This is a genomic window from Paraburkholderia sp. GAS38 (assembly GCF_050434965.1).
Classification (GTDB): Bacteria; Pseudomonadota; Gammaproteobacteria; order Burkholderiales; family Burkholderiaceae; genus Paraburkholderia; species Paraburkholderia phenazinium_A.
Genome location: NZ_JBNDJO010000010.1, coordinates 69,528 through 95,733, shown reverse-complemented (window position 1 = coordinate 95,733; position 26,206 = coordinate 69,528). Strand labels below are relative to the sequence as shown.

21 protein-coding genes are annotated in these 26,206 nt (G+C 65.2%); 5 read left to right on the top strand and 16 right to left on the bottom strand.

Features of this window, described 5'->3' with window-relative positions; all coding sequences use genetic code 11:
• Entirely contained in the window at positions 1-3,198 is a 3,198-nt protein-coding gene (locus P3T42_RS22755) for an efflux RND transporter permease subunit (RefSeq protein WP_074300672.1), read from the bottom strand.
• A gap of 18 nt (positions 3,199-3,216) precedes the next feature.
• Positions 3,217-4,446 (bottom strand): efflux RND transporter periplasmic adaptor subunit, encoded by a 1,230-nt coding sequence (locus tag P3T42_RS22750; RefSeq protein WP_429307316.1) that lies wholly within the window; start codon positions 4,444-4,446, stop codon positions 3,217-3,219.
• Between the two features lie 427 nt (positions 4,447-4,873).
• Between P3T42_RS22750 and P3T42_RS22745 the strand changes: the two genes are divergently transcribed.
• On the top strand, positions 4,874-5,521 hold the full coding sequence (locus P3T42_RS22745) for a TetR family transcriptional regulator (RefSeq protein ID WP_429307315.1): 648 nt from the start codon (positions 4,874-4,876) through the stop codon (positions 5,519-5,521).
• 65 nt (positions 5,522-5,586) lie between these two features.
• Here P3T42_RS22745 and P3T42_RS22740 read toward each other — a convergent pair whose 3' ends face one another.
• On the bottom strand, positions 5,587-6,222 hold the full coding sequence (locus tag P3T42_RS22740) for a cysteine hydrolase family protein (RefSeq protein ID WP_074300675.1): 636 nt from the start codon (positions 6,220-6,222) through the stop codon (positions 5,587-5,589).
• A 156-nt stretch (positions 6,223-6,378) separates the two neighbouring features.
• Here P3T42_RS22740 and P3T42_RS22735 point away from each other — a divergent pair, with 156 nt between their 5' ends.
• A complete protein-coding gene (locus P3T42_RS22735; protein ID WP_429307413.1) occupies positions 6,379-7,365 on the top strand; it encodes a helix-turn-helix domain-containing protein in 987 nt (328 codons plus the stop codon).
• 29 nt (positions 7,366-7,394) lie between these two features.
• On the opposite strand, the gene P3T42_RS22730 is transcribed toward P3T42_RS22735, so the two are convergent.
• From P3T42_RS22730 to P3T42_RS22705, 6 genes are all read right to left on the bottom strand, one after another.
• Complete coding sequence (locus P3T42_RS22730) at positions 7,395-8,147, bottom strand: CoxG family protein (RefSeq protein WP_429307314.1); 753 nt, start codon at positions 8,145-8,147, stop codon at positions 7,395-7,397.
• A gap of 33 nt (positions 8,148-8,180) precedes the next feature.
• Positions 8,181-8,633, bottom strand: coding sequence for a DUF427 domain-containing protein (locus tag P3T42_RS22725; protein WP_083640650.1), 453 nt, complete (start codon positions 8,631-8,633; stop codon positions 8,181-8,183).
• A gap of 98 nt (positions 8,634-8,731) precedes the next feature.
• Positions 8,732-9,229 (bottom strand): carboxypeptidase regulatory-like domain-containing protein, encoded by a 498-nt coding sequence (locus P3T42_RS22720; RefSeq protein ID WP_429307313.1) that lies wholly within the window; start codon positions 9,227-9,229, stop codon positions 8,732-8,734.
• A gap of 215 nt (positions 9,230-9,444) precedes the next feature.
• Positions 9,445-10,962 (bottom strand): DegQ family serine endoprotease, encoded by a 1,518-nt coding sequence (locus P3T42_RS22715; RefSeq protein ID WP_429307312.1) that lies wholly within the window; start codon positions 10,960-10,962, stop codon positions 9,445-9,447.
• 160 nt (positions 10,963-11,122) lie between these two features.
• Positions 11,123-12,424: an ATP-binding protein gene (locus P3T42_RS22710; RefSeq protein WP_429307311.1), complete on the bottom strand. Its 1,302-nt coding sequence runs from the start codon at positions 12,422-12,424 to the stop codon at positions 11,123-11,125.
• A gap of 4 nt (positions 12,425-12,428) precedes the next feature.
• Positions 12,429-13,091, bottom strand: coding sequence for a response regulator (locus P3T42_RS22705; protein ID WP_074300681.1), 663 nt, complete (start codon positions 13,089-13,091; stop codon positions 12,429-12,431).
• Between the two features lie 325 nt (positions 13,092-13,416).
• On the opposite strand from P3T42_RS22705, the gene dacB reads away from it, so the two are divergent.
• The 3 genes from dacB to P3T42_RS22690 all read left to right on the top strand — a co-directional run bounded on the left by dacB (position 13,417) and on the right by P3T42_RS22690 (position 17,526).
• Positions 13,417-15,048 carry a D-alanyl-D-alanine carboxypeptidase/D-alanyl-D-alanine endopeptidase gene (gene dacB / locus P3T42_RS22700; RefSeq protein WP_429307310.1) on the top strand — a complete coding sequence of 544 codons (1,632 nt, stop codon included), beginning with the start codon at positions 13,417-13,419 and terminating at the stop codon, positions 15,046-15,048.
• A gap of 194 nt (positions 15,049-15,242) precedes the next feature.
• The gene (locus tag P3T42_RS22695) at positions 15,243-16,202 is read left to right on the top strand and encodes a sterol desaturase family protein (protein WP_429307309.1); all 960 of its coding nucleotides are present in this window, start codon (positions 15,243-15,245) and stop codon (positions 16,200-16,202) included.
• 79 nt (positions 16,203-16,281) lie between these two features.
• Positions 16,282-17,526, top strand: a complete 1,245-nt coding sequence (locus P3T42_RS22690) for an SGNH/GDSL hydrolase family protein (protein WP_074300684.1) — start codon at positions 16,282-16,284, stop codon at positions 17,524-17,526.
• A gap of 246 nt (positions 17,527-17,772) precedes the next feature.
• On the opposite strand, the gene P3T42_RS22685 is transcribed toward P3T42_RS22690, so the two are convergent.
• The 7 genes from P3T42_RS22685 to P3T42_RS22655 all read right to left on the bottom strand — a co-directional run bounded on the left by P3T42_RS22685 (position 17,773) and on the right by P3T42_RS22655 (position 26,039).
• Positions 17,773-18,894, bottom strand: coding sequence for an L-threonylcarbamoyladenylate synthase (locus P3T42_RS22685; RefSeq protein ID WP_429307308.1), 1,122 nt, complete (start codon positions 18,892-18,894; stop codon positions 17,773-17,775).
• A gap of 13 nt (positions 18,895-18,907) precedes the next feature.
• Positions 18,908-20,104 carry a 5-(carboxyamino)imidazole ribonucleotide synthase gene (locus tag P3T42_RS22680; protein ID WP_429307307.1) on the bottom strand — a complete coding sequence of 399 codons (1,197 nt, stop codon included), beginning with the start codon at positions 20,102-20,104 and terminating at the stop codon, positions 18,908-18,910.
• An 81-nt stretch (positions 20,105-20,185) separates the two neighbouring features.
• On the bottom strand, positions 20,186-20,722 hold the full coding sequence (gene purE, locus P3T42_RS22675; protein ID WP_074300686.1) for a 5-(carboxyamino)imidazole ribonucleotide mutase: 537 nt from the start codon (positions 20,720-20,722) through the stop codon (positions 20,186-20,188).
• A gap of 40 nt (positions 20,723-20,762) precedes the next feature.
• On the bottom strand, positions 20,763-21,653 hold the full coding sequence (locus P3T42_RS22670) for a phosphoribosylaminoimidazolesuccinocarboxamide synthase (protein WP_074300687.1): 891 nt from the start codon (positions 21,651-21,653) through the stop codon (positions 20,763-20,765).
• A gap of 132 nt (positions 21,654-21,785) precedes the next feature.
• Positions 21,786-22,850, bottom strand: a complete 1,065-nt coding sequence (gene fba / locus P3T42_RS22665; RefSeq protein WP_429307306.1) for a class II fructose-bisphosphate aldolase — start codon at positions 22,848-22,850, stop codon at positions 21,786-21,788.
• 197 nt (positions 22,851-23,047) lie between these two features.
• A complete protein-coding gene (gene pyk / locus P3T42_RS22660) occupies positions 23,048-24,484 on the bottom strand; it encodes a pyruvate kinase (RefSeq protein WP_074300689.1) in 1,437 nt (478 codons plus the stop codon).
• Between the two features lie 361 nt (positions 24,485-24,845).
• A complete protein-coding gene (locus tag P3T42_RS22655) occupies positions 24,846-26,039 on the bottom strand; it encodes a phosphoglycerate kinase (protein WP_429307305.1) in 1,194 nt (397 codons plus the stop codon).
• Positions 26,040-26,206: the final 167 nt, after the last annotated feature.

Here is a 26,206-nt window from a genome sequence, read left to right as displayed (position 1 = left end):
TCAATGTCCTTCCTTGCCCGAGCCGTTGCCGCCCTGCGGGTCATGAGGATGGTGCTGGTTATAGTGTTCGAGCGCCTCATCCGGGTCTTCCTTCTCGCCGCCGAACTTCGCACGAACCACGACGAAGAACATCGGGATCATGAAAATCGCGAGGAAGGTGGCGGTCAACATCCCGCCGATCACGCCGGTACCAATTGCGTGCTGGCTCGCCGAGCCCGCGCCGTTACTGATAGCCAGCGGCATCACGCCGAGAATGAACGCGAGCGAGGTCATCAGGATCGGCCGCAACCGCAGACGCGCCGCTTCCAGCGCGGCCTCGATCGGCCCCATGCCTTCACCCTGCTGCAGCTCGCGGGCGAATTCCACGATCAGAATCGCGTTCTTCGCCGACAGCCCCACCGTGGTCAACAGACCCACCTGGAAGAACACGTCGTTCTCGAGGCCACGCAGCGTGGCAGCCAGCAGTGCGCCCAACACGCCGAGCGGCACCACCATGATCACCGAGAACGGGATCGACCAGCTTTCATACAGTGCCGCCAGACACAGGAACACGACGAGGATCGAGATGCCGTACAGAATCGGCGCTTGCGAACCCGACTGGATTTCCTGGAACGACAGACCCGTCCATTCGTAACCGATACCGGCCGGCAGTTTCGCCGCAATCGCTTCGATGGCCGCGTTCGCCTGACCCGTACTCTTGCCCGGCGCCGCCGCACCCTGGATTTCTACCGCGGAAATACCGTTGTAGCGCTCCAGCTTCGGCGAGCCATACGTCCACGCGCCGCTGGCGAATGCCGAGAACGGCACCATGGTGCCCGCACCGTTACGCACATACCACGCGTTCAGGTCTTCCGGGTTCATCCGGAACGGCGAATCGCCCTGCAGATACACCTTCTTGATCCGGCTGTCCGTATCGAGGAAGTTGTTCACGTAGGAGGACGCCCAGGCGATCGAGAACGTCTGGTCGATCGTGGCGAGCGAAACACCCAGCGCCGACGCCTTCTCGTGGTCGATCGTCACCTTGAACTGCGGCGTGTCGTTCAGGCCGTTCGGACGCACCTGCGCCAGCATCGGGTCCTTCGCCGCCATGCCGAGCAGCATGTTACGCGCTTCCATCAGCTTCTCGTGACCCACCCCGGCACGGTCTTCCAGTTCGAAGTCGAAGCCGGCTGCGGTGCCGAGTTCAGGAATCGACGGCGGGTTGACCGGATACACCAGCGCGTTCTTGTAGCCCGCGAAGTGCATGAACAGACGCCCCACCAGAGCCTGGACCTTTTCGTCCGCATGTTGGCGCTGCGAGTAGTCCTTCATCCGCACGAACACCAGACCCGCGTTCTGGCCACGACCCGCGAAGCTGAAGCCGTTCACCGTAAACACGGATTCGACGATGCCCTTCTCGGTGGTGAGCAGGTAGTCCGAGATGTCCTTCAGCGCGTGCGCCGTGGTTTCCTGGGTCGAGCCCGACGGGGTCTGCACCAGCACGAACATCGTGCCCTGGTCTTCATCCGGCAGGAACGACTTCGGCAGACGCACGAACAGCATCCCCACCGCCACGATCACCACCAGGTAGATGATGAGCCAGCGGCCCGAGCGCTTGATCACGTGGTGCACGCCGCTGTGGTACTTGTCGCGGCTCTTCTCGAAGGTCCGGTTGAACCAGCCGAAGAAGCCCTTCTTCTCTTCGTGATGGCCCTGCGGAATCGGCTTGAGAATCGTCGCGCAAAGTGCCGGCGTCAGCACCAGCGCCACCATCACGGACAGCACCATCGCCGACACGATGGTCAGCGAGAACTGCCGGTAAATTGCGCCCACCGAACCGCCCGAGAACGCCACCGGCACGAACACCGCCGACAGCACGAGCGCCACGCCGACCAGCGCGCCGGTGATCTGGTCCATGGCCTTGCGGGTCGCGTCGCGTGGCGACAAGCCCTCTTCGGCCATCACCCGCTCGACGTTCTCCACCACCACGATCGCATCGTCCACCAGCAAGCCGATGGCGAGCACCAGGCCGAACATGGACAGCACGTTGATCGAGAAGCCCACCGCACTCATGATCGCAAACGTACCCAGCAGCACCACCGGCACCGCGATCGTCGGAATCAACGTCGCGCGCAGGTTCTGCAGGAACAGGTACATCACGAGGAACACCAGCACGATCCCTTCGAGCAGCGTCTTGACCACTTCCTCGATCGACAGGCGCACGAACGGCGTCGTGTCATACGGGTACTTCACGACGAGACCGTGCGGGAAGTACTTCGACAACTGCTCGATCTTCGCACGCACCGCGTTGGCCGTAGCCAGCGCGTTGGCGCCCGTGGCAAGCTGAATACCGAAGCCTGCCGTCGGCACGCCGTTGTACTTCGTGTCGAAGTTGTAGTTTTCGCCGCCCAGTTCGATACGCGCCACGTCCTTCAGCAGCACGCGCGAGCCGTCCTGGTTCACCTTCAGCAGAATGTTGCCGAACTGCTCCGGCGTCTGCAGCAAGGTGGCTTCGCTGATGGTCGCCTGCAGCAGTTGCCCCGGTACCGCAGGCGTGCCGCCGAGCGAGCCGCCCGACACCTGGACGTTCTGGTTCGTGATGGCCGTCTGCACATCAACCGGCGTCAGGCCGAAGTTGTTGAGCTTGTTGGCGTCGAGCCAGATCCGCATGGCGTACTGCGAGCCGAACAGCGTGACCGTACCCACACCGTCGATCCGGCTGATCGGATCTTCGATGTTCGAGGCGACGTAGTTCGCCAGGTCATACTTGTTCATGCTGCCGTCTTCAGAGTTGAAGGCCATGACGAGCAGGAAGCTGCTGCTCGACTTGGTGACCTTCGTCCCCTGCTGCTGCACTTCCTGCGGCAGAAGCGGCGTGGCGAGCTGCAGCTTGTTCTGCACCTGCACCTGCGCAATGTCAGGATTGGTGCCGGCCGCAAACGTCAGCGTGATGGTCGCCGTGCCCGAGTCGTCCGAGGTGGACGACAGGTACAGCAAGTGGTCGAGACCACTCATCTGCTGCTCGATCACCTGCGTGACGGTGTTTTCAACCGTCTTCGCCGACGCGCCCGGATAGGTTGCGCTGATCTGGATAGCCGGCGGTGCAATGGTCGGGTATTGCGCGATCGGTAGCGTAAAGATCGACGCGATGCCCGCGAGCATCAGGATGATGGCGATCACCCATGCAAAAATCGGGCGATCGATAAAGAACTTTGCCATGAAACAGGCTCCCTGTTATTACGCGCCCGATGCAGCAGAGGCAGCTTGTGCCGACTGCGCACCGCTGGCGGCCGGCGCACCTTGAGCAGTGGCGTCGGAAGCGGGTGTGGCAGGCAGTTGCGCGGGGACGGTCTTGACTTCCATGCCCGGGCGAACCTTGTCGGTGCCTTGCACGATCACGCGGTCGCCGGCGTTCAGGCCGCTATCGACGACCCAGTTCGAACCGTACGTGGCCGACGTGACGAGCTGGCGCAACGCAACCTTGTTGTCCGCACCGACGACCAGCGCCGTGGGCGTACCCTTCTGGTCATGCGTAATGCCGATCTGCGGCACGACGATCGCCTTGTCGTTCAGGCCTTCCTCGATCCGCGCACGCACGAACATGCCCGGCAGCAGCACGCCGTCCTTGTTCTGGAACAGCGCGCGAACCGTGACCGAACCCGTGCTCTGGTCGACCGTGACGTCGCTGAACTGCAGCTTGCCGGTTTCCGAATAGGTGCGGCCGTCTTCGAGAATCAGCGTGACCTTGGCGGCATCCGGGCCGGTCGTCTTCAGACGCCCTTCCTGCACTTCGCGGCGCAGCTTGAGGCCGTCGAGGCTCGATTGCGTCAGGTCGACGTACATCGGGTCGAGCTGCTGCACGGTGGACATCAGCGTGGCCGCGCTCGCCTGCACATAGGCGCCCGGCGTCACCTGCGAAATGCCGACCTGGCCGCTCACCGGCGACACCACGTCCGTGTAGCCGAGGTTGATCTGCGCCGTATCGACCGCCGCCTTGCCCGATGCGACGTCTGCTGCCGCCTGGCCTTCCGAGGCCACGGCGTTGTCGTAGTCCTGCTTGCTGACCGCATTGGCCGCGACCAGCACCTTGTAGCGGTTGGCCTGGGCGGTGACCGACACCAGATTCGCCTGGGCCTTGGCCAGCGTCGCCTTGGCGCTATTCAAGGCGGCGATATACGGCGCCGGGTCGATCTTGTAGAGACGCTGGCCGGCCTTCACCTGGCTGCCTTCGGTGAATTCGCGGCGCAGCACGATGCCGTCCACCCGCGCGCGCACTTGCGCCACGAGGAACGCATTGGTACGGCCCGGCAGTTCGGTGACGACAGGCACGGCCGTCGGTTCGACGGTCACGATGCCGACTTCCGGCGTTTGTTGTGGCGGGGCCGATTGTTTTGGTCCGCACGCTGCCAGCAAGATGGCAGCCGTCGCGGCACTGATTAAGCGAAATGGAACCCGTTCGACGCGCATGGAGCGACCTCTGTCAAGGCTGAGAGAATGAAAAAGTGCGCGCATCCCTACCCCGGGGACAACAGCGCACACATGCGTCTCGCGACGCGTGACCGGAAGCCCAGTGCTGCGAACCTCGCTGGACATCCATTGGTGAATGGCACCAAACCCGGAAATGCCGCACGGCGCCGACCTTTCCGGTTCGGCGCATTAGCGTTTTGAAAGACAACAGTGACGGATATTAACCGGTCGTCACCGCTTGGGCTATCCGATCGATGGGGTGCTATTATATATACATTCGCGTATGGATGTTAAAGTGTGTTTCACTAACCTTACGGGCTTCGTGCGGCAATAATTGTTCGCAAAAGCCACAACAATCGGATGTATTGTGACGGGCCGCGTTTAAAAGTGCCCGGGAAATCCCGCAAAACAGGCAGGTCAGACGAACATGGTCAGAAGGACCAAGGAAGAAGCGCTGGAGACGCGCGCCGGCATCCTCGATGCCGCCGAACAGGTCTTTTTTGAGAAAGGCGTGTCGCGCACGTCGCTGGCCGACATCGCCCAGGCCGCGGGCGTCACCCGCGGCGCGATCTATTGGCACTTCGCCAACAAGGGCGATCTGTTCAACGAGATGTTCGACCGCGTGCTGCTGCCGCTCGACGAACTCAAGGCCGCCTCGGTCAACCCGGAAGAAGCCGACCCGCTCGGGCGGCTGATCGAAATTTGCACCGTGTGCCTGCGCGACACCGCGGCGGACCCGCGGCGGCGGCGCGTGTTCGACATCCTGTTTCTGAAGTGCGAATTCGTCGAAGAGATGGGGCCGGTGATGGCCCGCTATCAGAGCAATATGCGCGAGGGGCTCCGCAAGCTCGAAGTCGGCTTGCGCAATGCGATCTCCAAAGGACAGATGCCCGCCGATCTGAACACGAGGCTCGCGGCGACCATGCTGCACGCGTTCGTCGGCGGGTCGCTGCGCGACATGCTGCTCCTGCCCGAGTCCGACGATTTCGACGTGCACGCGCAGCAGATGGTCGAAGCGATGTTCGACGCGCTGAGGCTCAGTCCCGCGTTGCGCACGGGGGGCGGTACGGCTTAGGCGTTTGGGCGCCTGCCCGCGCGCGGGTCTTCAGGCCTCTTCAGGCCTTTAGCCATTCACCCCCTTCACGCCTTTGCCAGCCTCGCGCGGGCCTGCTGATTCGACACGTAGATATTGCCGCGCTCGAGCGCCACACCCGCCTCTACCGCCGCGATCCACTGCTGCGTGCTCGCCACCGCCGCGAAGCGCGAATGCAGCACCACGCTGAACACCCGGTGAATCTCCTCTGCGCTGGCAAACCCCGCCTGGTTCTCGTACGACAACGACCCCGTCGCATCCTCCAGAAACTCGACCGTCAATCCGGCGTGCACCGCATGATTGATGGTCGACGCGTCGCAGTTGTGCGTCATGTAGCCGACCACCGTCAAGGTATCGATCTGCCGCGCGGCCAGCCAGTCGGCCAGATCGGTGCCGGTGAACGCGCTCGGCAGATCCTTGACGATCAGGTGATCGCGCTCGCGCGAGGCCACCACCGGATGCAACTCCGCCCCCGGCGTGCCGCGAGCGAAGATCGGCGAGCCGGCCGGCGAGTAGTTCTGCACCACCGCCACCGGCACGCCGGCAGCGCGCGCCGCGTCCATCGCCCGGCCGATATTGGCGAGCGAAGTCTGCACGTCCGGGTATTCGATCGGCAGATCGCCGGTGACATATTCGTTCTGTACGTCGATGACCAGCAGGGCGCGGCGCGGCGTTGTTGACATGGCAAGGCTCCTTCGTTGATTGGGTGGACTCGCCGTGCGTCTGCTGTATTGAGTCGGTGTGCGAGTCTGTGCGGCGCAGCGGCATTGACGGCATTGTTCGCTTTCGCGCGCGCCGCCGACAGTGACCCACATGACAAGCTTCGCTAGAATCGGGCCATTGTGAATTTTCCGGGAAGGTCTGCCGTGGCCCAGCCGCACATCGTCGCCGTTATCGCCTTCGACGGCATCAGTCCGTTCCACTTGTCCGTGCCATGCGTGGTGTTCGGGGAGAACCGCGACGATGGCGGCGTGCCGCTGTTCGACTTCCGCGTGTGCGCCGTCGAACCCGGCGTGCTTTCGACCACCGCGGGGTTTTCGATTGCCGCGACGCACGGGCTTGAAGCCCTCGACGACGCCGACACGATCATCGTGCCCACCTGGCGCGATCCCAATGAGACGCCGCCTGCCGCGCTGCTCGACGCGCTGCGCCGCGCCCATGCACGCGGCGCGCAGCTGGTCGGCCTGTGCCTGGGCGCCTTCGTGCTGGCGGCCGCGGGGATACTCGACGGGCGTCCGGCCAGCACGCACTGGGCATGGGCCGACGACTTCGCGCGCCGCTACCCGCGCGTGCGGCTCGACCCCGACGTGCTCTATATCGACGACGGCGACATCCTGACTTCGGCCGGCACGGCCGCCGGACTCGACTGCTGTCTGCATGTGCTGCGGCGCCTGTGCGGCGCGCAGGCTGCCAACTACGTCGCGCGCCGGCTGGTCGTCTCGCCGCATCGGCAAGGCGGCCAGGCTCAATACATCCAGCAACCGGTGCCGCCGAACCTGCGCGGCGACCGGCTATCAGGACTGCTCGACTGGGTCGCGGCAAACCTCGATGCGCCGCACACGCTCGACACGCTGGCAGAGCGGGCCCTGATGAGCCGTCGCACCTTCACGCGGCGCTTCAGGCTCGCGACCGGTTCGACGGTGGGCGCATGGCTGCTCGCGCAGCGTCTCAGCCGCGCGCAGCAGTTGCTTGAAAGCAGCGATCAGTCAGTTGAAGCGATTGCCGGCATGGTGGGCTTCGGCTCGACGGCCTCGCTGCGGCAACATTTCCAGGAGGCGTTTCGCACCTCGCCGTCGGCTTGGCGACGGGAGTTTCGCGGCGTCTGACACGGCGAGGGGGTGGGCCCCGCCCTCGCTCAGCTCTGGCTGAACCAGTGCGCCGCGTACATCAGCACGGCCACCAGCAGAATCATGACGGCCCAGAGCCACTGCGGCATGGCATGCGGAGTGGGCTCCCGATGCGACACGCTATGCGAAGCGCGCGCCCCGAACAGCGTGCTGGTCGCGCGCCCGCTCAGGCTGCCGCTGTGATCGTGCGGCCGCACGCGCCGCGCCATTCCGCCCAGGTTGATCGGCCGCAGAAACACGTGCTGGCGCCGGCTGTGCGCGCCGCGTGCGCGGTTCGGTCCCTGGCCGTGCTTGGCCTGCACGACCGCGCAGAATTCGGCGAAGAAATCGTCGGCCAGCTCGTGCAGCGCGTTCTCGATCTGACGCGTCGGCAATTCCGCGAGCGGTCCAGTCAAGGTGGCCCACACCGAATAGTCGATCCGCGTGCTGGGCGCCCGGTTCGGGGCCATTTCGTCCGCGCGCAGCGTGACGTCGATCTGCCCGCGCAGCGACCCCACACCCTCGGCGCGCGCCTTGAAGTTGAGCGCGCGATGCGGCGCCTCGGGCTCGGCGGCATTTTTGCTGGCCACATGGGCCCGCACTTCGTAGCGGGCGCGCAACGGTCCGAGCGGCACGGTCAGCGTCAAGGCGTACTCGCCGCCCGCCAGACGGGTGAACGATTCGCAATTGTCGAGGCTGGCGCGCAGCAACGCGAGATCCTGCAGCGCGTCCCAGACATCGGACGGTGCAAGTGCAATCCGTAACGCGTTGTTCAGTTCCATGGCAGCCTCCCCGATGAACGCGCGCCCGCGAGATCAGGACGTCTGATCGATGCGGTCAACGCGCGATGCATAAAACGCCAGATATCCCTTGATCTGCTGGACCCCGTCAAGCGGGCTTTCATAACACCAGACGGCATTCTCGACCAGGCCGTCTTCGGTGCGCAGATGGAAATACGACGCCTCGCCCTTGAACGGGCAATGCGACGTATGGTTGGAGCGTTCGAGCCGCGCCATATTGACATCGCTGCGCGGAAAATAAAACACCTCGGGAAGGCCGGTTTCGGCCAGCGTGAGGGCGGCCTGGGTGTCGGCCATCGTGACGCCCTGGTGAATCACCCGCACCCGGCGCCCGTTGACGGCAATTTCGATGCGATGAGCACTGTTCGATGCAGCGGACGCCTGAGCGCCGTGGGCGGCATCACCTCCGGCGGGGTTTCCTTTGGGCGCCCCACAGGGACTTCCGTTGGTCGTCGAAGCGTCGCTCATGTCACGGCTCCGTATGCGAAAAAAAAGCCACGGGAGACCCCGTGGCTTCATTATCGGCCAATCTTCGGCCGATTGCGCGACCTTCGCGCAGGCGCCGGTTACTGCGTGTTCCAGTAGAACGCCGACTTCGCGCTGCCCGTGGCCGGAATCGTCACCGCCTTCTGCTGATCGTCGCTCTTGTAGCGTGCATGCACCGTGTAGCGGCCCGGACGCAGCTTCACCAGCATGTACGGCCCGCGCGAGGTCGCCTGCAGCACGTCCGCGCCGTGCGCGTCGACGATCTGCACATGCACGTCCGCGAGGAAGTCCGACCCGGGGCCGGTAAAGCGCAACGCCAGCGGCCAGCGCCGCTCCGCGCCCTGCAGGGCCTTCGACTCGTCGCTGCCGACGCCGCCCGACACGAAGGCCACGTCACCCTGATGCTGGATCTGCGGCATGCCGCCGCCGTTGTCGTTGCCGGCGCTCGTGTTGTCGGAGGTATTGCCGCCCGTGGTGTCGCTGGGCTGCTGCGCCCAGGCGCCGCCCGCGAGACCTAGCGTCAGCGCTGCGGTTGCCACAGCCGCAACGAGCCGTCGCTGATTGCCTTGAAGTTTCATTGCATCGCTCCTTTTGAGTCCTGGTAGGTCTGCCCGACTGATAGCTGCAACAGTCGTGCCCGCCTACCCTCCGGCGCCCGCCGCAATCCCGCGTGCCGCCCGGAGCCTGATCGAGCGCCGGGCGGACCTCGTACTCCCGCGAGAAAACGGGCGCAATGCATGAGCAAGACGCCGGTCCGTCGGCAGTTTATGCAAATGGACCGGCAACTTTTACGTCAGCCCAGATCGACCGGCACAAAAATCTGTGCGTTGTCGCGCTGGATCAGCAAGGCGATGCTGTTGCCCGCCTGAGCGATCATCTGCTTGAGCTGATCGACCGTCGTCACCGGGCGGCCGTTGACCGCCAGAATAACGTCGCCCGGTTGAATGCCGGCGTTCTCAGCCGCACCGCCCGACTGTTGCACCAGCAGACCGTGCGACACGGAGGCGCTGTTCTTTTCGTCCGGCGTGAGCGGCCGAACCGCCACACCGAGACGTCCCTGGACCTGCTCGGGCGCATTGTCGTTCTTCGCGACCTTGGCATCCGACATGGAACCGATGGTCACCTTGATGTCCTTGCTTGCCTTGTCGCGCCACACGGTCACGGTCGCCGTGCTGCCGGGCGCGAGGCTCGCCACCTGCGAAGGCAGGTCAGTCGAATCCGCCACCGGCGAACCGTTCACCGCGGTGATCACGTCGCCGGGCTGCAGACCCGCCTTGGCGGCCGGCCCGCCCGCATCCACCGAGCTGACCAGTGCGCCGTTCGGCGTCTTGAGGCCGAACGAGTTGGCCAGCGTCTGGTTCAAGCCCTGCACCGCGACACCCAGGCGCCCGCGGCTCACATGGCCGGTCTTGACGAGGTCGTCCTTGACCTTGATCGCCTCGTTGATCGGAATCGCGAACGACAGGCCCTGGAAGCCGCCGGTCTGCGAGTAGATCATCGAATTGATGCCAATCACCTCACCCTGCAGGTTGAACAGCGGGCCACCCGAGTTGCCGGGATTGACCGGCACGTCGGTCTGGATGAACGGCGTGTAGTTTTCGTTCGGCAGCGAGCGCGATTTCGCGCTGATGATGCCCGAGGTAACCGTGTTGTCGAAGCCGTACGGCGAGCCGATTGCCACGACCCACTGGCCGACCTTGCTCTGGTTCGGATCGCCGATCTTGACGGTAGGCAGGTTGCTCGCGTCGATCTTCAACACGGCGACGTCCGACTGCTTGTCCGCGCCGACCACCTTCGCCCGGAATTCGCGCTTGTCGGTCAGCTTGACCGTGACGACGTTGGCGCCGTCGACAACGTGCGCGTTGGTCAGGATGTAGCCGTCGCTGCTGACGATGAAGCCCGAGCCAAGACTCGCGCTCGGCTGGTCGGACTGATCGCCGCCGTCGCCACCGCCGCCCTGCATGCCGGGCATGCCGCCGAAGAAGTGCTTGTAGAACTGGTAAAACGGATCGCTCGGATCGATCGGCAGTTGCTGCGCATTGCCGGCGTTGTCGCCGCCGCTGCGCACCGCGGTCTGCTTCACCACGTGCTTGGCGCTGATGTTGACGACGGCCGGGCCATACGTTTCAACCAGGCCGGAGAAATCGGGGATGCCGGTTTTTGCTGCGGCCTCGGCAGGCATCATCGCGGCCTGCGCCTGGGTGATGACCTGAGGCGCGGGGACATCGCGATGGCCCGCCACATAGCCGGCGGACAACGCCACGGCAACTGCAACGGCAACAGCGCTGCGGGACAGGGTTTTCGCATTCATCGTGTACTCCTGACAGGGAGAAAGGCTTTGGGGATGGGATGAAGCGTACGTGCTATCGCTTAAAGGAGTCTTAAACAGTGGAACTCCCGCAGATCTGCTCGCTTTTCCTTACCGCGCGCCGCAAATTTTCTTCGGCGCATAGCCCTGAGATCGAAGGCGATCAGAACCGCACGCTGACCTCGAGACCGCCCGCGGGCGAGTCGCCCAACATGACGCTCGCGCCATGTTGAAGCGCAATCCGGCGCACGATGGCGAGTCCCAGGCCGCTGCCCGAGACGTCGGTACGCGCGCGGTCGGCGCTCTCCCCGGCGCGATAGAAACGATCGAATACGCGCTCGCGTTCGGCAAGCGGAATGCCCGGTCCGTTATCGGCGATGCGCACCACTGGATGGCCCGCGTCGACCAGCAGGCTCACGTCCACACGGCCGCCGCGCGGCGTGTATTTGGTTGCGTTGTCCACCAGATTGTTGAGCATCACGCGCAGCGCATCGGGGTCGCCGATCACGGTGGCGGCCTCGTTCGCCTCGACGCCCAGATCGACGCCACGCTGCTGCGCAAGCGGCGTGTAGGCCAGCACGCAATCCGCGAGCAGCGCGTGCAGATCGATCGCCTTGGTTTGCGTGTGACCGTCCGGTTCCGAGCGCGCCAGCGCCAGCAACTGTTCGGCGAGCCGCGTGGCGCGCGTGACGCCGGCTTGCAGATCCGTCAGCGCTTCGCGGCGGGTGGCGTCGTCGGTGGCGCGCGCCACCAGTTGGGTCTGGATCTGCACGGCGGCGAGCGGCGTGCGCAGTTCGTGCGCGGCATCGGCGACGAAGGCCTTCTGCGTATCGAGTGCCGTGGCGAGCCGCTGCAGCAGACCGTTGAGCGCGCGCACCAACGGCTGCACTTCGAGCGGCAGACGGCTGTCAGGCAAAGGATCGAGCGCTTCGGGATGCCGTGTTTCGAGCGCGCCGGTCACCCGGCGCAGCGGCCTGAGCCCGCGACCGACCACCACCCACACCGCCAGCCCGAGCAGCGGCAGCAACACGATCAGCGGCCACAGCGTGCGTAACGCGACGTTGGCGGCAAGCCGGTTGCGCACCGACACCGGCTGCGCCAGTTGCACGACGTTGTCGCCGACGATCGCGCCGTAGACGCGCCAGTCGCCACGATCGGTGCGCTCCGTCGAAAAGCCGAGTTCCGCGCGCGGCGCGAGCGGCGCGCGCGGCCGCGAGTAGTACATCAACGCGCCGTTGCGATTCCAGATCTGCAGCACGATGCCCTCGTCGCCGGTATCGCGCGAGCCGAGCACCTGCGAGAACGGCTCGGACGGCAACGCTTCCGCGATCTCCTGCAACTGGTAATCGAACAGCTCGTTGGCTTCGGCGAGCGCCTGGCGGTAGATCAGCCAGCCGGCAATACCGACGCCCAGCAACACGATGGCGAGCAGCCAGAACAGCAATTGACGGCGAATGGAACGCATCGGCTCAGGCGTCCTTCGCGATCATGTAGCCGAGACCTCGCACGTTGCGGATCAGGTCGGCGCCGAGCTTCTTGCGCAGCGCGTGGATATACACCTCGACGGTGTTGCTGCCGATTTCCTCGCCCCAGCCGTACATCTTTTCTTCGAGCTGGCTCTTCGACAACACGGCGCCCGGCCGCGCAATCAGCGCCTCGAGCAGCGCGAATTCGCGCGCCGACAGCGCCACCGGCGCGCCCGCGAGCGTGACCTGGTGCGACGCGGGGTCGAGCGTGAGGGTGCCGTGGCGGATGGTCGAATCGCTGCGGCCCGACTGGCGGCGAATCAGCGCGCGCATGCGGGCGCCGAGTTCGTCGAGATCGAACGGTTTGACGAGGTAATCGTCGGCGCCGGCGTCGAGCCCTTTGACGCGATCGGCCACGGCATCGCGCGCCGTGACGATCAGCACGGGCAGCGTGTGGCCGCGGGCGCGCAGCGCGCGCAGCACATCGAGGCCGTCGCGCTTGGGCAGGCCCAGGTCGAGCAGAACCAGATCGTAAGGTTCGCCGCCGGCCGCGCTGAGCGCCGCCTCGCCGTCCTCCACCCAGTCGACGGCAAAGCCTTCGCCGCGCAGCGCCTTGCGCACGCCCTCGGCAATCATCCGGTCGTCTTCGACTAGCAATATGCGCATGGCTCTACGATTCCGAAACATTCATGATGCCGCATTCTAGCGCCCGGCCCGGGCTCGTGCGATTGGACCCCCGTCGATTGCTGCAGGTGCGATGCAATTTCACCGCATGGCCGCGGCATGTCTCTACAATGAGCGCTTTTGCGTAACGCGCCATGCGGCTCCGGCTCAGTGACCCCATGGCGGCACGCACAAGTAATGTAACGGCCTCGCATATGGCGATGAAGATTTGCTGCGCGCGGCCGTTACACCACTTGCATGCCCTACATGAGCGCAGCGCTTGGCGCGCCGCGCTTCAGCCGTGACTCTTTGGTTTTTTCGCCCGTTCATGACGCACGCCTTTCTGTCTTTTCTCGTCCGCCGCCTCGCGCCGTCCGCCCCGCCGTACGCCCCTTCATCCGTCCCATTTGCCGCCGCTGCGCGGCGCGTTCCGCTGGGCGCCGCCGCCCTGCTGCTCGCGTGCGCCGCGCTCGCATGCGCCACGCCGGCGCAAGCCCGCATCAAGGCCAAGCATCCTTCGGTCAACGTCAGCACTGTGCTGCCGGCCACCGTCATGGCCGGCCTCGCGCACGCCCACGTGCCGCTGTCCGCGATCAGCGTGGTGATCGAGAAAGTCGGCGACCGCACGCCGATCGTCGCACTCAACGCCGGCAAGCCGATGATGCCCGCCTCGACGATGAAGCTCGTCACCACCTACTCGGGCCTGTCGATCCTCGGGCCCGACTATCGCTGGCGCACCAGCGCCTATGCGGACGGCAATCTCGACGCCAGCGGCATCCTGCACGGCAATCTGTATATCCAGGGCACCGGCGACCCGAAGCTCGTGCCAGAAGAACTGATCGATCTCGTGCAGAAGATCCGCAAGGCCGGCATCAACGGCATCGACGGCGCGCTGGTGCTCGACAAGCGCTATTTCGACCCGTCGACGCGCGACCTGCCGCCGTTCGACGACGACGCGACCGCGCCCTACAACGTGGGCCCCGATCCGCTGCTCTACGCCTTCAAGTCGCTCTCGTTCACGCTCACGCCGTCGCCCGACGGCAGCGTCGCGATCGACGTGATCCCCGCGCTCGCGCAACTGCAGATCGACAACCAGTTGCACGCCACGGGTGGACCCTGCCGCGGCGAACTACCTACTCCGGCTGTGACGCCGCAACCGAACGGCACGGTGATCGCATCGTTTGCCGGCGACTACGCCGAGCGCTGCGGGCCGCGCACCCTCAACGTGGCGGTGCTCGATCACTCGGCCTTTTTTGCGGGCGGTTTCCTCGCGCTATGGCAGCAGACCGGCGGCACCTTCACCGGTGCGACCCGCGAAGGTCCGGTGCCGGCCGAGGCGCGCCTGATCGCCACGCATGAGGGGCCGGTGCTCTCCGACATCGTTCGCGACATCAACAAGTTCAGCAACAACACGATGGCGCGCAACCTGTTCCTGACCATCGGCGCAGTCACCAGCAAGCCGCCCGCGACACCGGAAAAATCCGCGCACGCGATCGAAGCGTTCCTGCAGAAGAGCGGCCTGAACATGGAGTACCTGTCGCTCGACAACGGCTCGGGCCTGTCGCGCGACGAGCACATCACGGCGCTCTCGCTGGCGGATCTGTTGCAGGCGGCCAACGCGAGCCCGGTCGCGCAGGTGTTCGTCGATTCACTGCCGGTGGCGGGCGTCGACGGCACGATGCGCAACCGTTTGACCTCGCAACCCGTGGGCGGCAATGCGCACATCAAGACCGGCACGTTGCGCGACGTGCGCGCGATCGCCGGCTACGTGGCATCCGCAGACGGCGTGAGCTACATCGTGGTCAGCATCATCAACGATCCACACTCCGAGGCCGCGCGCGCGGCCCACGACGCGCTGCTCGAATGGGTCTATCAGGGGCCCTCGCAACCGATGCAGGACGTGGCCGAGGAACCGCACAGCAAGCCCAGGAAAAACCCGCACAAGCGCACCCAGCATTGAGGATTCCTTCTAGCGAAGCCATGCGCGACAAGCCGCAGAGCGTGTACGCTTGCGGCAGTGTTTGAAGCGCGCGTGAAACGCACCATGGCGCGCGCCGGTCGCGCGCCGCCTGCGGCAGCGTTGCCGGTTCAAACGATAACGACAACGCCCGCTGCGGCATTCGCAGCGGTCAGGGACCACGGAGGAAGACGTCCATGCAATTCGATGCCGAATTGCTGCTGCTCGCCATGGCGCCCGTCTTCCTTGCATGTATCGGCTGGGAGGCGTGGCACCTGCATCGCACGCGTCCCGAGGCGCGCCTTTACAGTTGGCGCGACACGCTGTGCAACGCCGCGCTCGCGCTGCTGCAGCAGGCCGCCGACAAAGTCGCGTGGCTCGCGATCATCCCCGTCTATGCGTATTGCTTCGACCACTTCCGCGTCTACACGTGGCAGCCGAGCTGGGTATCGTTCGTTGTGCTGTTCGTCGCGCAGGACCTGCTCTATTACGTGTTTCACCGCTGCAGTCACCGGGTCCGGTGGCTGTGGGCCGCGCATGTGGTGCATCACTCGTCGGAGCGGATGAATTTTTCGACCGCCTTCCGCCAGAGCCTGATGTACCCGATCGCCGGCATGTGGCTGTTCTGGATCCCGCTCGCCGTCATGGGCTTTCCGCCCAGGCAGATTGTCGCCATCGTGCTGATCAATCTCGGCTTTCAGTTTTTCGTGCATACGCAGGCGATCGGCAAGCTCGGCTGGCTCGAATACGTGCTGAACACGCCGTCGATCCACCGCGTTCATCACGCCCGCAACGACCGCTATATCGATCGCAATTACGCCGGCGTGCTGGTGATCTGGGACCGGTTGTTCGGCAGCTACGTGGACGAGGATGCGCACGACGCGCCGGTGTACGGCATCGTCGAACCGCTGCACACCTACAACCCGCTGAAGGCGACGTTTCACGAATGGGCCTCGATGGGCGCCGACGTGCTGCGCGTGCAGGGCTGGCGCAACAAGCTGAGCGCGTTATTCGGGCCGCCCGCGTGGGCCGCTGCGTATCACGCGTCGCTTGGCGCGCAGAACAGCGAGATCGCCGCGAACGCATCGGACAACCACGCATCTGCAAGCAACCGGTCCGCGTTTCGAACGCCCCGCAGACCGGGGAAGATTCTGTAAGCTGTCGTCACGCCGCCGACGCGGTGGACGCCGCCTGCATCACATGGCAAAAGGCCACATACGAGGAGATGAAGTCAACATGAAACAACAGGGAATGAAACAACGGGGGCTGGTGCGCCTGACTCAGGTCGCGATCGCCAGCGCAGCCTTCGCCATGATTGCAGCCTGCGGCGGCGGCAGCAGCAACAACAGCAGCTCCAGCAGCGCCACGCCGGCGGGCGGTGTGAACCTGCAGGTCGTGTCGTTCGGCGACAGCCTCTCGGATGTGGGCACCTATTCGCCGGTCATTACGGCGGACTTCGGTGGCGGCCGCTTCACGACCAACCCGGGTGAAATCTGGACGCAAAAGGTCGCGGAATACTACGGCGGCACCTTGACGCCGGCCTACCTGGGCGGCTTCGGCCAGCCGTTGGCGGCAGCGGGCGGCTACGGCTACGCGCAGGGCGGCTCGGACGTCGTCAACGCAGAAGGCGAAGGCTGGGCGCCGAATAACCTGGCGGCAACGACAGTGCCGGTGCAGACCCAGGTGTCGGAATACCTGAGCGCGCATGGCAGCTTCAACGCGAACCAGCTTGTGCTGATCAATGGCGGTGCGAACGACATCTTCCAGTACGCGACCACAGCCAATCTGACGGCACTCGCCACCGCGTTGCAGACGACCTATCCGCAACTCGTCGCGAACGGGACGTTCCCGAACACGCAGGCCGGCCAGGTGGAGTTCATCGCCTACTATCTGCAGCAGAACAACACCCAGGTGGCGCAGGCCGCCGCCGCGCTCGCGACGCAAATCCAGACCATCGTCAACTCGGGCGCGAAGCACGTGGTCCTGATGACCATACCCGACATCGGCCAGACCCCGCTCGGCGTCGCCGCGAACGCCCAGACGGCCGGCTCGGCCGCGCTGCTGACCGGCATCACCGCCGCCTATAACGGGGCGCTCGAGCAAGCTGTCGCGCCGCTGATCAAGTCCGGCACCGTGGTCCTCGCCGATGCGTTCACGTGGTTCGACACCGTCTTGCTGCCGAACTACCAGTCGCTCGGTTTCACGGTGTCGAACACGGGTACGGCGTGTAACCTGACGGCGATGGCCGCCAACGCCACCGCCTACGCCACGGCGAATCCCGCTGTGCTGAACGGCCTGACGCCGGCCGAGTACGGCTCGCAGTTCGCCTCGTCGCTGTTCTGCTCGCCGCAGAACTACACGGTGTCCGGTGCCGACCAGACCTACGTGTTCGCCGACACGGTTCACCCGACGACGCACACGCACGCGCTGTTCGCGCAGTACGTCGAACAGCAGATCGCTGCGACGGGCCTGGGCAAGTAAGTCATGAGGGAAGCGGCGGGTCTGGGTGATCCGCTGCTTTTTTCACAGGCCGAGCAAGGCCTTCGCTTTCGGCATGGCCATCAGGATGATGTCCACCATTCCGTCCGCTTCTGCTTGCGTGATTGGAGGCAGTGGCTGGAGGCAGTGGCGCGGTGCAGGTGGTCTGGTTGCGCCGCGTGCGGGCGTCGCTGATCGGTTTGAGCGCGCCGGGTCCGAGACCGAGGCTGCCACTGCTTTCGTGGGAATCTACCCCTGTGCCTCGAATGCCGCCGCGGCCCGGCCGAGCCGGTCGTTCACCGCGATCCATTCGATCGTATCGGGCAGCTTTTCGATCAGGATGCGCGCGACGTTCGCGCGGTCGAGTGCCCGCAGCAAGCTGTACAACTCGCGCGCATAGACATGAGGATCCTCGGGCGCCGCCATGAAGTGCACGCCGTCGGCGTCCGCCCAATGACCCGCGCGCGACACCCGTGCGACCAGGGCGACCCGCTCGCCCGCCTCGCGCGCCGCCAGCAAGGGCTCCAACGCTTCGAAAGGCAATAGCGCAAGCGGCGTGCGCGGCGCGTAGTGCGCCTTGAGCGTGCCGGAGGCACGCGGCGCCGTCGCATCCGAACCATCCGGCAGACGCGGCGCTTCCCCCAGCACCTCGGCAATATCCTGCGGCGTGACATGTCCCGGGCGCAGCAGCGCCGGAAAACCGCGCGACAGATCGAGGATGGTCGACTCGATGCCGACATCCGACGAGCCGCCATCGAGCACGTGAATCGCGCCGCCGAACTCTTCGCGCACGTGTTGCGCCGTGGTCGGGCTGACATGGCCGAAGCGGTTCGCCGACGGCGCAGCCACGCCGCCATGACCACCGCGCAGCGCGCTGAACGCTTCGAGCAACGCTTGCGCCACCGGATGCGACGGACAGCGCAAACCCACCGAGTCCTGCCCACCGCTCACGGCCGCGGGAATATGCGCGGCTCGTTTGAGGATCAGCGTGAGCGGCCCCGGCCAGAACGCATCGATCAAGCGCAGCGCTTCGGGCGGCAGATGCTCGGCCCAATAACCCGGGTCGCCGTGCGGTGCGAGATGCACGATCACCGGATGATTCGCCGGCCGCCCCTTCGCCGCGTAGATGCGCGCCACCGCGTCCGGGCTTTGCGCGTCGCCGCCCAGGCCATAAACGGTTTCGGTGGGAAACGCGACGAGTTCGCCCGCGTCGAGCAACGCCGCAGCATGCTCGATTTGCGCGGCGCTGACCACCGGTTCTTCCGGCGTAGCGCCGGCGGGTTGGGTTGCTTCGGCGGCGCTCGCCGCCTGAGCAGCCGCCGCAGTCGCAGTCGTGTTCGTACGATCAGCAGGTTTGGCTTGATCCGGCATGATGGCGAGCGCGTCAGCTCTTCAGGATATGCAGCAGCCGGGCGCAATCGCGCGCGGCCGTGCGGGCTTCGTCGAGCGTCGCCGCGGTGAAGTTGATGTGCCCCATCTTGCGGCCGGGACGCGCCTCTTCCTTGCCGTACAGATGCAGACGCGCGGCCGGCATCGCCGCCACCTCGTGCCACGGCGGCGTGACGGCGGCGCGCTTGCCTCCGTCAGGGAACCAGACGTCGCCGAGGATGTTCAGCATCACCGCCGGCGAGTGCTGGCGCGTGTCGCCGAGCGGCATGCCCGTCATGGCGCGCACCTGCTGTTCGAACTGGCTGGTCGCGCACGCATCGACGGTGTAGTGGCCGGAATTGTGCGGACGCGGCGCCATTTCATTGGCAACCAGCGAGCCGTCTTCCAGAATGAAAAACTCCACGCACAGCACGCCGATATAGCCGAGCTTGTCGGCAATCTGCAGCGCGGCCTGCTGCGCCTGGCTGACGAGCGTCGGACTCGCGTCCGGTGCGGGCACGATGGTGTGCGACAGCACGCCGTCGCGGTGCGTGTTCTGCGCCAGCGGATAGACCACCGACGTGCCGTTCGCGCCGCGCGCAATCAGCGCCGACACTTCGAACTTCAACGGCAGCCGTTTTTCCAGCACGCAAGGCACGCCGCCGAGCGACGCATGCGCCTCGCGCACTTCCTCGGCATTGCGCACGCTGACCTGGCCCTTGCCGTCATAGCCTAGGCGGGCGGTCTTCAGAATGCCGGGCAGCACGGCGTTGAGTGTGGCGTCGTCGAGCGCGGCGAGCGCGTTCGACGATTCGATCACCACATGCGGCGCCACCGCGACACCCGATTCGACGATAAACCGCTTCTCGGCGATCCGGTTCTGGGCCACGGCGACACAACGACCGGCCGGACTCACGAAGGTCGTGCGCGCCAGAAAGTCGAGGCTCGTGGCCGGCACGTTCTCGAATTCCGTCGATACCGCCGCGCACAGCCGCGCGAGTTCGGTAAGCGACGCTTCGTCGTCGTAGGCGGCGCGCAGGTGACGGTCGGCGACGGCGCCAGCCGGACTGGCTTCGTCCGGATCGAGCACGGCCACGCGATAGCCCATCGCCTGGGCGGCAAAGCAGAACATGCGGCCGAGCTGGCCGCCACCAACCATGCCAAGCCATGCGCCGGGCAGAATCGGTGAAACCGGTGTGTTGTCTGGATTCATCTCAGTGGTCGGTCACGGGCGGCGCGTAGGGATACGCGCCGCACCGGGGGTCAGGCTAGGGACATCGGGATATCGTGGCGCTTACAGCGCCGGCAATACCATGGCGTGTGCCGCTTCGTTCTGGCGCACGCGGAATGCTGCGAGCGCGTTCGCGTATTCGGTCGACGTGACGCTCAGGATCGACACCGCGAACAGCGCCGCATTGGCCGCGCCCGCTTCGCCGATGGCGAACGTCGCGACCGGCACACCCTTGGGCATCTGCACGATCGAATGCAGCGAGTCGACGCCCTTCAGGTACTTGCTCGCCACCGGCACGCCGAGCACCGGCACCGTAGTCTTGGCGGCCAGCATGCCGGGCAGGTGCGCGGCGCCGCCGGCGCCCGCGATGATCGCGCGCAGGCCGCGCTCGCGCGCGCCTTCCGCATACGCGAACATTTCGTCGGGCATCCGGTGCGCGGATACGACCTTCGCTTCATACGGTACGCCGAATTCCTGCAGGATCGCAACGGCGTGCTTCATGACTTCCCAGTCGGAACTGGACCCCATCAGCACGCCGACGAGCGGCGCCGCATGCGTGTGGGCTGTCTGTGCCGCGTGGGCAGTCTGGACTTGGCTCATCTGTGAGACTTCCTCATCTTCCTAATCTGCGCTCGCGCCGTTAAGCGAGCTTCTGCCCGGTCAGGCGCTCGAGCGCTTCCTGGTACTTCGCGGCCGTCTTCGCGACCACTTCATCGGGCAGCTTCGGCGCCGGCGGCTCTTTCTTCCACGATTGCGTTTCGAGCCAGTCGCGCACGAACTGCTTGTCGAACGACGGCGGATTGGTGCCCACCTGGTACTCGTCCGCCGGCCAGAAGCGCGACGAATCGGCAGTCAGCGCTTCGTCCATCAGGTACAGCTTGCCGTGGTTATCCAGGCCGAATTCGAATTTCGTGTCCGCAATGATGATGCCGCGCGTAGCCGCGTAATCCGCCGCTTCCTTGTACAGCTTGATCGAGATCTCGCGGATCGTGGCCGACAGTTCGGTGCCGATGCGGCGTTCCATGTCGTCGTACGTGATGTTCTCGTCGTGGTGACCCATTTCGGCCTTGGCGGCCGGCGTGAAGATCGGCTCGGGTAGCTTCTGCGCGTTTTGCAGACCCGGCGGCAGTTCCACGCCGCACACCGAACCGGTAGCCTGGTAGTCTTTCCAGCCGCTACCGGCCAGATAGCCGCGCACCACCGCCTCGACGAGGATCGGCTCGAGGCGCTTCACCACCACGGCGCGGCCCTTCACCTGCTCGGCTTCGTCCGCCGCCACCACCGACTCAGGCGCCACGCCCGTCAGATGATTCGGCACGATGTGCTTCAGCTTGTCGAACCAGAAATTGGCCATCTGGTTCAGCACGCGACCCTTGTTCGGAATCGGCTCGCCCATGATGACGTCGAACGCCGACAGACGGTCGGTAGTGACGATCAGCAACTGGTCGTTGCCCACCGCATAGTTGTCGCGGACCTTGCCGCGGCCGAGCAACGGCAGCGAGCGGAGCGTGGATTCGTAGAGGGTAGACATCGTCGTAGTTCGCTAAAAGTGGGGCAAAAATGAGACCGGAACAAAAGGGAAACGCCGTTCCCCCTATGATGCGGGAACGGCGAAACGGACCGCAACCTGGCCGGATGGCCAGGTCCGTACTGTACTGCCTGCCTAGCGGACAACCTGCGAAAGGCCGCCCGACTTGTACTTCTCCGCAATTTTATCAAGCGCGAGCGGCTTGATCTTGCCTGCCTGGCCTTCGGCGCCAAAGGCGACGAAACGGTCCACGCAGATCTGCTTCGCTGCTTCGCGCGCCGGCTTCAGGTAGTCGCGCGGGTCGAACTTGCCCGGATTTTCCGCCATATAGCGGCGGATCGCACCGGTGATCGCCAGACGCAGGTCAGTATCGATATTAACCTTGCGCACGCCGTGCTTGATACCTTCCTGAATTTCTTCGACCGGCACGCCGTAGGTTTCCTTCATGTCGCCGCCGAATTCGCGGATTTCCGCGAGCAGCTCCTGCGGCACTGACGACGAACCATGCATCACCAGGTGGGTGTTCGGAATGCGCTGGTGAATTTCCTTGATGCGCTGAATGGACAGGATGTCGCCGGTGGGCTTCTTGCTGAACTTGTACGCGCCGTGCGAAGTGCCGATGGCGATCGCCAGGGCGTCGCACTGCGTCAGCTTGACGAAGTCGGCCGCCTGCTCCGGATCGGTCAGCAACTGCTCGCGGGTCATCTTGCCGTCCGCGCCGTGGCCGTCTTCCTTGTCGCCCTGCATCGTTTCCAGCGAGCCCAGCACGCCGAGTTCCGCTTCCACCGTCACGCCGATCGAGTGCGCCGCTTCCACCACCTTGCGCGACACGTCGACGTTGTACTCATACGATGCCACCGTCTTGCCGTCCGCTTCCAGCGAACCGTCCATCATCACGCTGCTGAAGCCGCTGCGGATGGCCGCCATGCAGACTGCCGGCGACTGGCCGTGATCCTGGTGCATCACGACCGGAATATGCGGATACGACTCAATGGCCGCTTCGATCAGATGGCGCAGGAACGGCTCGCCCGCATACTTCCGCGCGCCCGCCGACGCCTGCATGATCACCGGGGCGCCGACCTGATCCGCCGCCGCCATGATGGCCTGCACCTGCTCCAGATTGTTCACGTTGAATGCCGGAAGGCCATAACCGTTTTCGGCGGCATGGTCCAGCAGTTGACGCATTGATACGAGAGGCATGCATTACTCCTTAGATTGAAACGAATCCTGTGCCGTCGGCATCTATTTTTGACAATTTTATCGCGAAGCATGCCGCATACCCGTGAGCAGCAGGCTCGGGGCTCGCCGCGAGGCTTGCCCCAAAAGACCTGCGCTCCGCCTCTCGCGGGGTGATGCGGCTGCTTCGCCGTGCCGATCCTAAGCAGTCTTAATGCCGATCAATACGGTTCGCCGACCCGTACGATCTTCAGCGTGTTCGTTCCACCGGCCTGACCCATCGGCTCGCCGACGGTCAGCACAACCATGTCGCCGCGCGATGCGTAGCCCTTGCTCACCACCGTCTCCAGCGCCTGTTGCAAGGCGGTGTCGCGGTCGCTGCTGGTGTCCAGATGCAATGACGTCACGTTGCGGTAGATCGCCATGGCCCGCTCGCTGCCGACGCGCGGCGTGAGCGCGAAAATCGGCACATGGGTCCAATGACGCGACATCCACAGCGCGGTCGAGCCCGATTCGGTCAGCGCGACGATCGCCTTCGCGCCGAGGTGGAACGCCGTGAACAGCGCGCCCATGGCGATGGACTGGTCGATGCGGGTGAACGTGCGGTCGAGGAAATCCTTGTCCAGCTCCGACTGCTCGGACTTCTCCGCTTCGACGCAGATCGCGGCCATCGTTTCGATGGTCTGCACCGGGTACTTGCCGGCGGCCGATTCGGCCGACAGCATCACCGCGTCCGTGCCGTCCAGCACCGCATTGGCGACGTCCGACACTTCGGCGCGGGTCGGCACCGGCGCGTAGATCATCGACTCCATCATCTGCGTGGCGGTGATCACGAACTTGTTCGATTCGCGCGCCATGCGGATCATGCGCTTTTGCAGCGCCGGCACGGCGGCATTGCCCACTTCCACGGCCAGGTCGCCACGCGCGACCATGATGCCGTCCGAGGCGTCGAGGATGCCTTGCAGCGCCGGAATCGCTTCCGCGCGCTCGATCTTGGCGATCATCTTCGGCTTGATGCCGTACGGCGCGCCTGCGATGTTGGCGAGCTGGCGGGCCATTTCCATGTCGGTGGCGTTCTTCGGGAACGAGACCGCGACGAAATCCACCCCGAGCGACATGGCCGTGCGGATGTCTTCCATGTCTTTCGCGGTGAGCGCCGGCGCCGTGAGGCCGCCGCCCTGGCGATTGATACCCTTGTTGTTCGACAGCTCGCCGCCGATCTTCACGGTGGTGTGAATCTCGCTGCCGAGCACGCGCACGACGTCGAGCACGATCAGGCCGTCGTTGAGCAACAGCACGTCGCCCGGTTTCAGGTCGCGCGGCAGGTCTTTGTAGTCGAGACCGACGCGATCGTCGTTGCCGAGTTCGCATTCGGAATCGAGGACGAACGGGTTGCCGGGAATCAGCGTGGTCTTGCCGTTTTCAAACTTGCCGACCCGAATCTTCGGGCCTTGCAGGTCGGCCATGATGGCAACTTCGCGGCCCGCCTGACGGGCCGCTTCGCGCACGTATTCGGCGCGCTGGCGGTGGTCGTCGGCCGTGCCGTGCGAGAAGTTGAGGCGCACCACATCGAGCCCCGCCTTAATCATTTGCAACAGGATTTCGGGCGTGCTGGAAGCCGGGCCGATGGTGGCGACAATCTTGGTGGCGCGATGCATGAGTCTCCTCGTCTGGATGGGATCGCTGGAAAGAGCGCTGCGAGTCGGGTGCGGAGGCTGCGCACCGAAGGATGCTGCCAGGGGCTGCGCGCCAGTTGAAACCGGCGTCGCTTTATGGGATGAAGCGGTGTTCGAGACCGGCGTGCGGGACGCCAGCGGTGCTGCGGATAATGCGCCGCCGGCATGACCGGCGGGTGAAATAGCGGGTGAAACGGCGGGAACCGCGGACTGCGGTGTCCCGGCGGAGCGTGCGGCACGCTCCCCTGCTGGTGCTGACTTCGCTGCGGTGGCCGCCGGGTGTTTCGCCGAAGGCTTCACCCGCGTCTTTGCAGTTTTCGGCGATGGGGAGCGCGTCGCCACGTTAAGCCCGCGATTCCAGGACAACGACCGCCGGCAGCTTCTTGCCCTCGAGGAATTCGAGGAAAGCGCCGCCGCCCGTCGAGATGTAGCTCACCTTGTCGTGGATGCCGTACTTGGCGATGGCCGCGAGCGTGTCGCCGCCGCCTGCAATCGAGAACGCCGGCGAACGGGCGATGGCGTCTGCCAGGGTCTTCGTGCCGTTGCCGAACTGGTCGAATTCGAACACGCCGACCGGGCCGTTCCAGACGATCGTGCCGGCCTTTTCCAGTTGCGCGGCGAGCGCCCTGGCGGTGTCCGGTCCGATGTCGAGGATCAGGTCGTCGTCCTGCACGTCGGCTACGGCCTTGACTTCAGCTTTGGCGGTGGGCGAAAACTCCTTGGCCGTGACGACGTCGGTCGGGATCGGCACCGAGGCGCCGCGCGCTTTCGCTGCGTCGAGAATGGCTTTGGCTTCGTTGACCAGATCGGCTTCGGCGAGCGACTTGCCGATCTTCAGGCCGGCCGCCAGCATGAACGTATTGGCAATGCCGCCACCGACGATCAGCTGGTCGACCTTCTCGGCCAGCGACTTCAGAATGGTCAGCTTGGTGGACACCTTCGAGCCGGCGACGATCGCCACCAGCGGACGCTTCGGCGCGCCGAGCGCCTTGCCGAGCGCTTCGAGCTCAGCGGCCAGCAGCGGGCCGGCGCACGCCACCGGCGCGTACTTCGCGATGCCGTGGGTGGTGGCTTCCGCGCGGTGCGCGGTGCCGAACGCGTCGTTGACGTAGATGTCGCAGAGCTTCGCCATCTTCTGCGCGAGCTCGTCCGAATCTTTCTTTTCGCCCTTGTTGACGCGGCAGTTTTCCAGCAGCACGAACTGGCCGGGCGCCACGTTCACGCCGTTTTCAACCCAGTTCGCCACCAGCGGCACGTCGCGGCCGAGCAGTTCGGACAGACGCTTCGCAACCGGCGCAAGCGAGTCTTCCGGCTTGAGTTCGCCCTCGGTGGGACGGCCCAGATGCGAGGTGACCATGACGGCCGCGCCCGCGTCGAGCGCAGCCTTGATGGCCGGCACCGAGGCGCGGATACGGGTGTCTTCGGTGATGTTGCCTTGATCGTCCTGCGGAACGTTCAGGTCGGCGCGAATGAACACGCGCTTGCCGGACAGCTTGCCTTCGGCGATCAGATCGGAGAGACGCAATACCTGGTTCATGAGCGTTGGGTTGCGAGTTGATTGGAAGGCGGTGATGGACAGCGCGCGAACAGCCTCCGCTCAGGAGCCCCGCAGGGGTGGCTCCTCGAACAGGCGCCGACGGCATCTGCCGCAGCGTCGCGCAGTGATCCGGGAGTCGAGTATTTTAACCGATTGCCATCCCGTTC

What these genes read in the sequence shown, in the direction of transcription:
- P3T42_RS22755 (WP_074300672.1), bottom strand. Translation starts at nt 3,198, where the DNA reads ATGGCAAAGTTCTTTATCGATCGCCCGATTTTTGCATGGGTGATCGCC.
- P3T42_RS22750 (WP_429307316.1), bottom strand. Translation starts at nt 4,446, where the DNA reads ATGCGCGTCGAACGGGTTCCATTTCGCTTAATCAGTGCCGCGACGGCT.
- P3T42_RS22745 (WP_429307315.1), top strand. Translation starts at nt 4,874, where the DNA reads ATGGTCAGAAGGACCAAGGAAGAAGCGCTGGAGACGCGCGCCGGCATC.
- P3T42_RS22740 (WP_074300675.1), bottom strand. Translation starts at nt 6,222, where the DNA reads ATGTCAACAACGCCGCGCCGCGCCCTGCTGGTCATCGACGTACAGAAC.
- P3T42_RS22730 (WP_429307314.1), bottom strand. Translation starts at nt 8,147, where the DNA reads ATGGAACTGAACAACGCGTTACGGATTGCACTTGCACCGTCCGATGTC.
- P3T42_RS22725 (WP_083640650.1), bottom strand. Translation starts at nt 8,633, where the DNA reads ATGAGCGACGCTTCGACGACCAACGGAAGTCCCTGTGGGGCGCCCAAA.
- P3T42_RS22720 (WP_429307313.1), bottom strand. Translation starts at nt 9,229, where the DNA reads ATGAAACTTCAAGGCAATCAGCGACGGCTCGTTGCGGCTGTGGCAACC.
- P3T42_RS22715 (WP_429307312.1), bottom strand. Translation starts at nt 10,962, where the DNA reads ATGAATGCGAAAACCCTGTCCCGCAGCGCTGTTGCCGTTGCAGTTGCC.
- P3T42_RS22710 (WP_429307311.1), bottom strand. Translation starts at nt 12,424, where the DNA reads ATGCGTTCCATTCGCCGTCAATTGCTGTTCTGGCTGCTCGCCATCGTG.
- P3T42_RS22705 (WP_074300681.1), bottom strand. Translation starts at nt 13,091, where the DNA reads ATGCGCATATTGCTAGTCGAAGACGACCGGATGATTGCCGAGGGCGTG.
- dacB (WP_429307310.1), top strand. Translation starts at nt 13,417, where the DNA reads ATGACGCACGCCTTTCTGTCTTTTCTCGTCCGCCGCCTCGCGCCGTCC.
- P3T42_RS22695 (WP_429307309.1), top strand. Translation starts at nt 15,243, where the DNA reads ATGCAATTCGATGCCGAATTGCTGCTGCTCGCCATGGCGCCCGTCTTC.
- P3T42_RS22690 (WP_074300684.1), top strand. Translation starts at nt 16,282, where the DNA reads ATGAAACAACAGGGAATGAAACAACGGGGGCTGGTGCGCCTGACTCAG.
- P3T42_RS22685 (WP_429307308.1), bottom strand. Translation starts at nt 18,894, where the DNA reads ATGCCGGATCAAGCCAAACCTGCTGATCGTACGAACACGACTGCGACT.
- P3T42_RS22680 (WP_429307307.1), bottom strand. Translation starts at nt 20,104, where the DNA reads ATGAATCCAGACAACACACCGGTTTCACCGATTCTGCCCGGCGCATGG.
- purE (WP_074300686.1), bottom strand. Translation starts at nt 20,722, where the DNA reads ATGAGCCAAGTCCAGACTGCCCACGCGGCACAGACAGCCCACACGCAT.
- P3T42_RS22670 (WP_074300687.1), bottom strand. Translation starts at nt 21,653, where the DNA reads ATGTCTACCCTCTACGAATCCACGCTCCGCTCGCTGCCGTTGCTCGGC.
- fba (WP_429307306.1), bottom strand. Translation starts at nt 22,850, where the DNA reads ATGCCTCTCGTATCAATGCGTCAACTGCTGGACCATGCCGCCGAAAAC.
- pyk (WP_074300689.1), bottom strand. Translation starts at nt 24,484, where the DNA reads ATGCATCGCGCCACCAAGATTGTCGCCACCATCGGCCCGGCTTCCAGC.
- P3T42_RS22655 (WP_429307305.1), bottom strand. Translation starts at nt 26,039, where the DNA reads ATGAACCAGGTATTGCGTCTCTCCGATCTGATCGCCGAAGGCAAGCTG.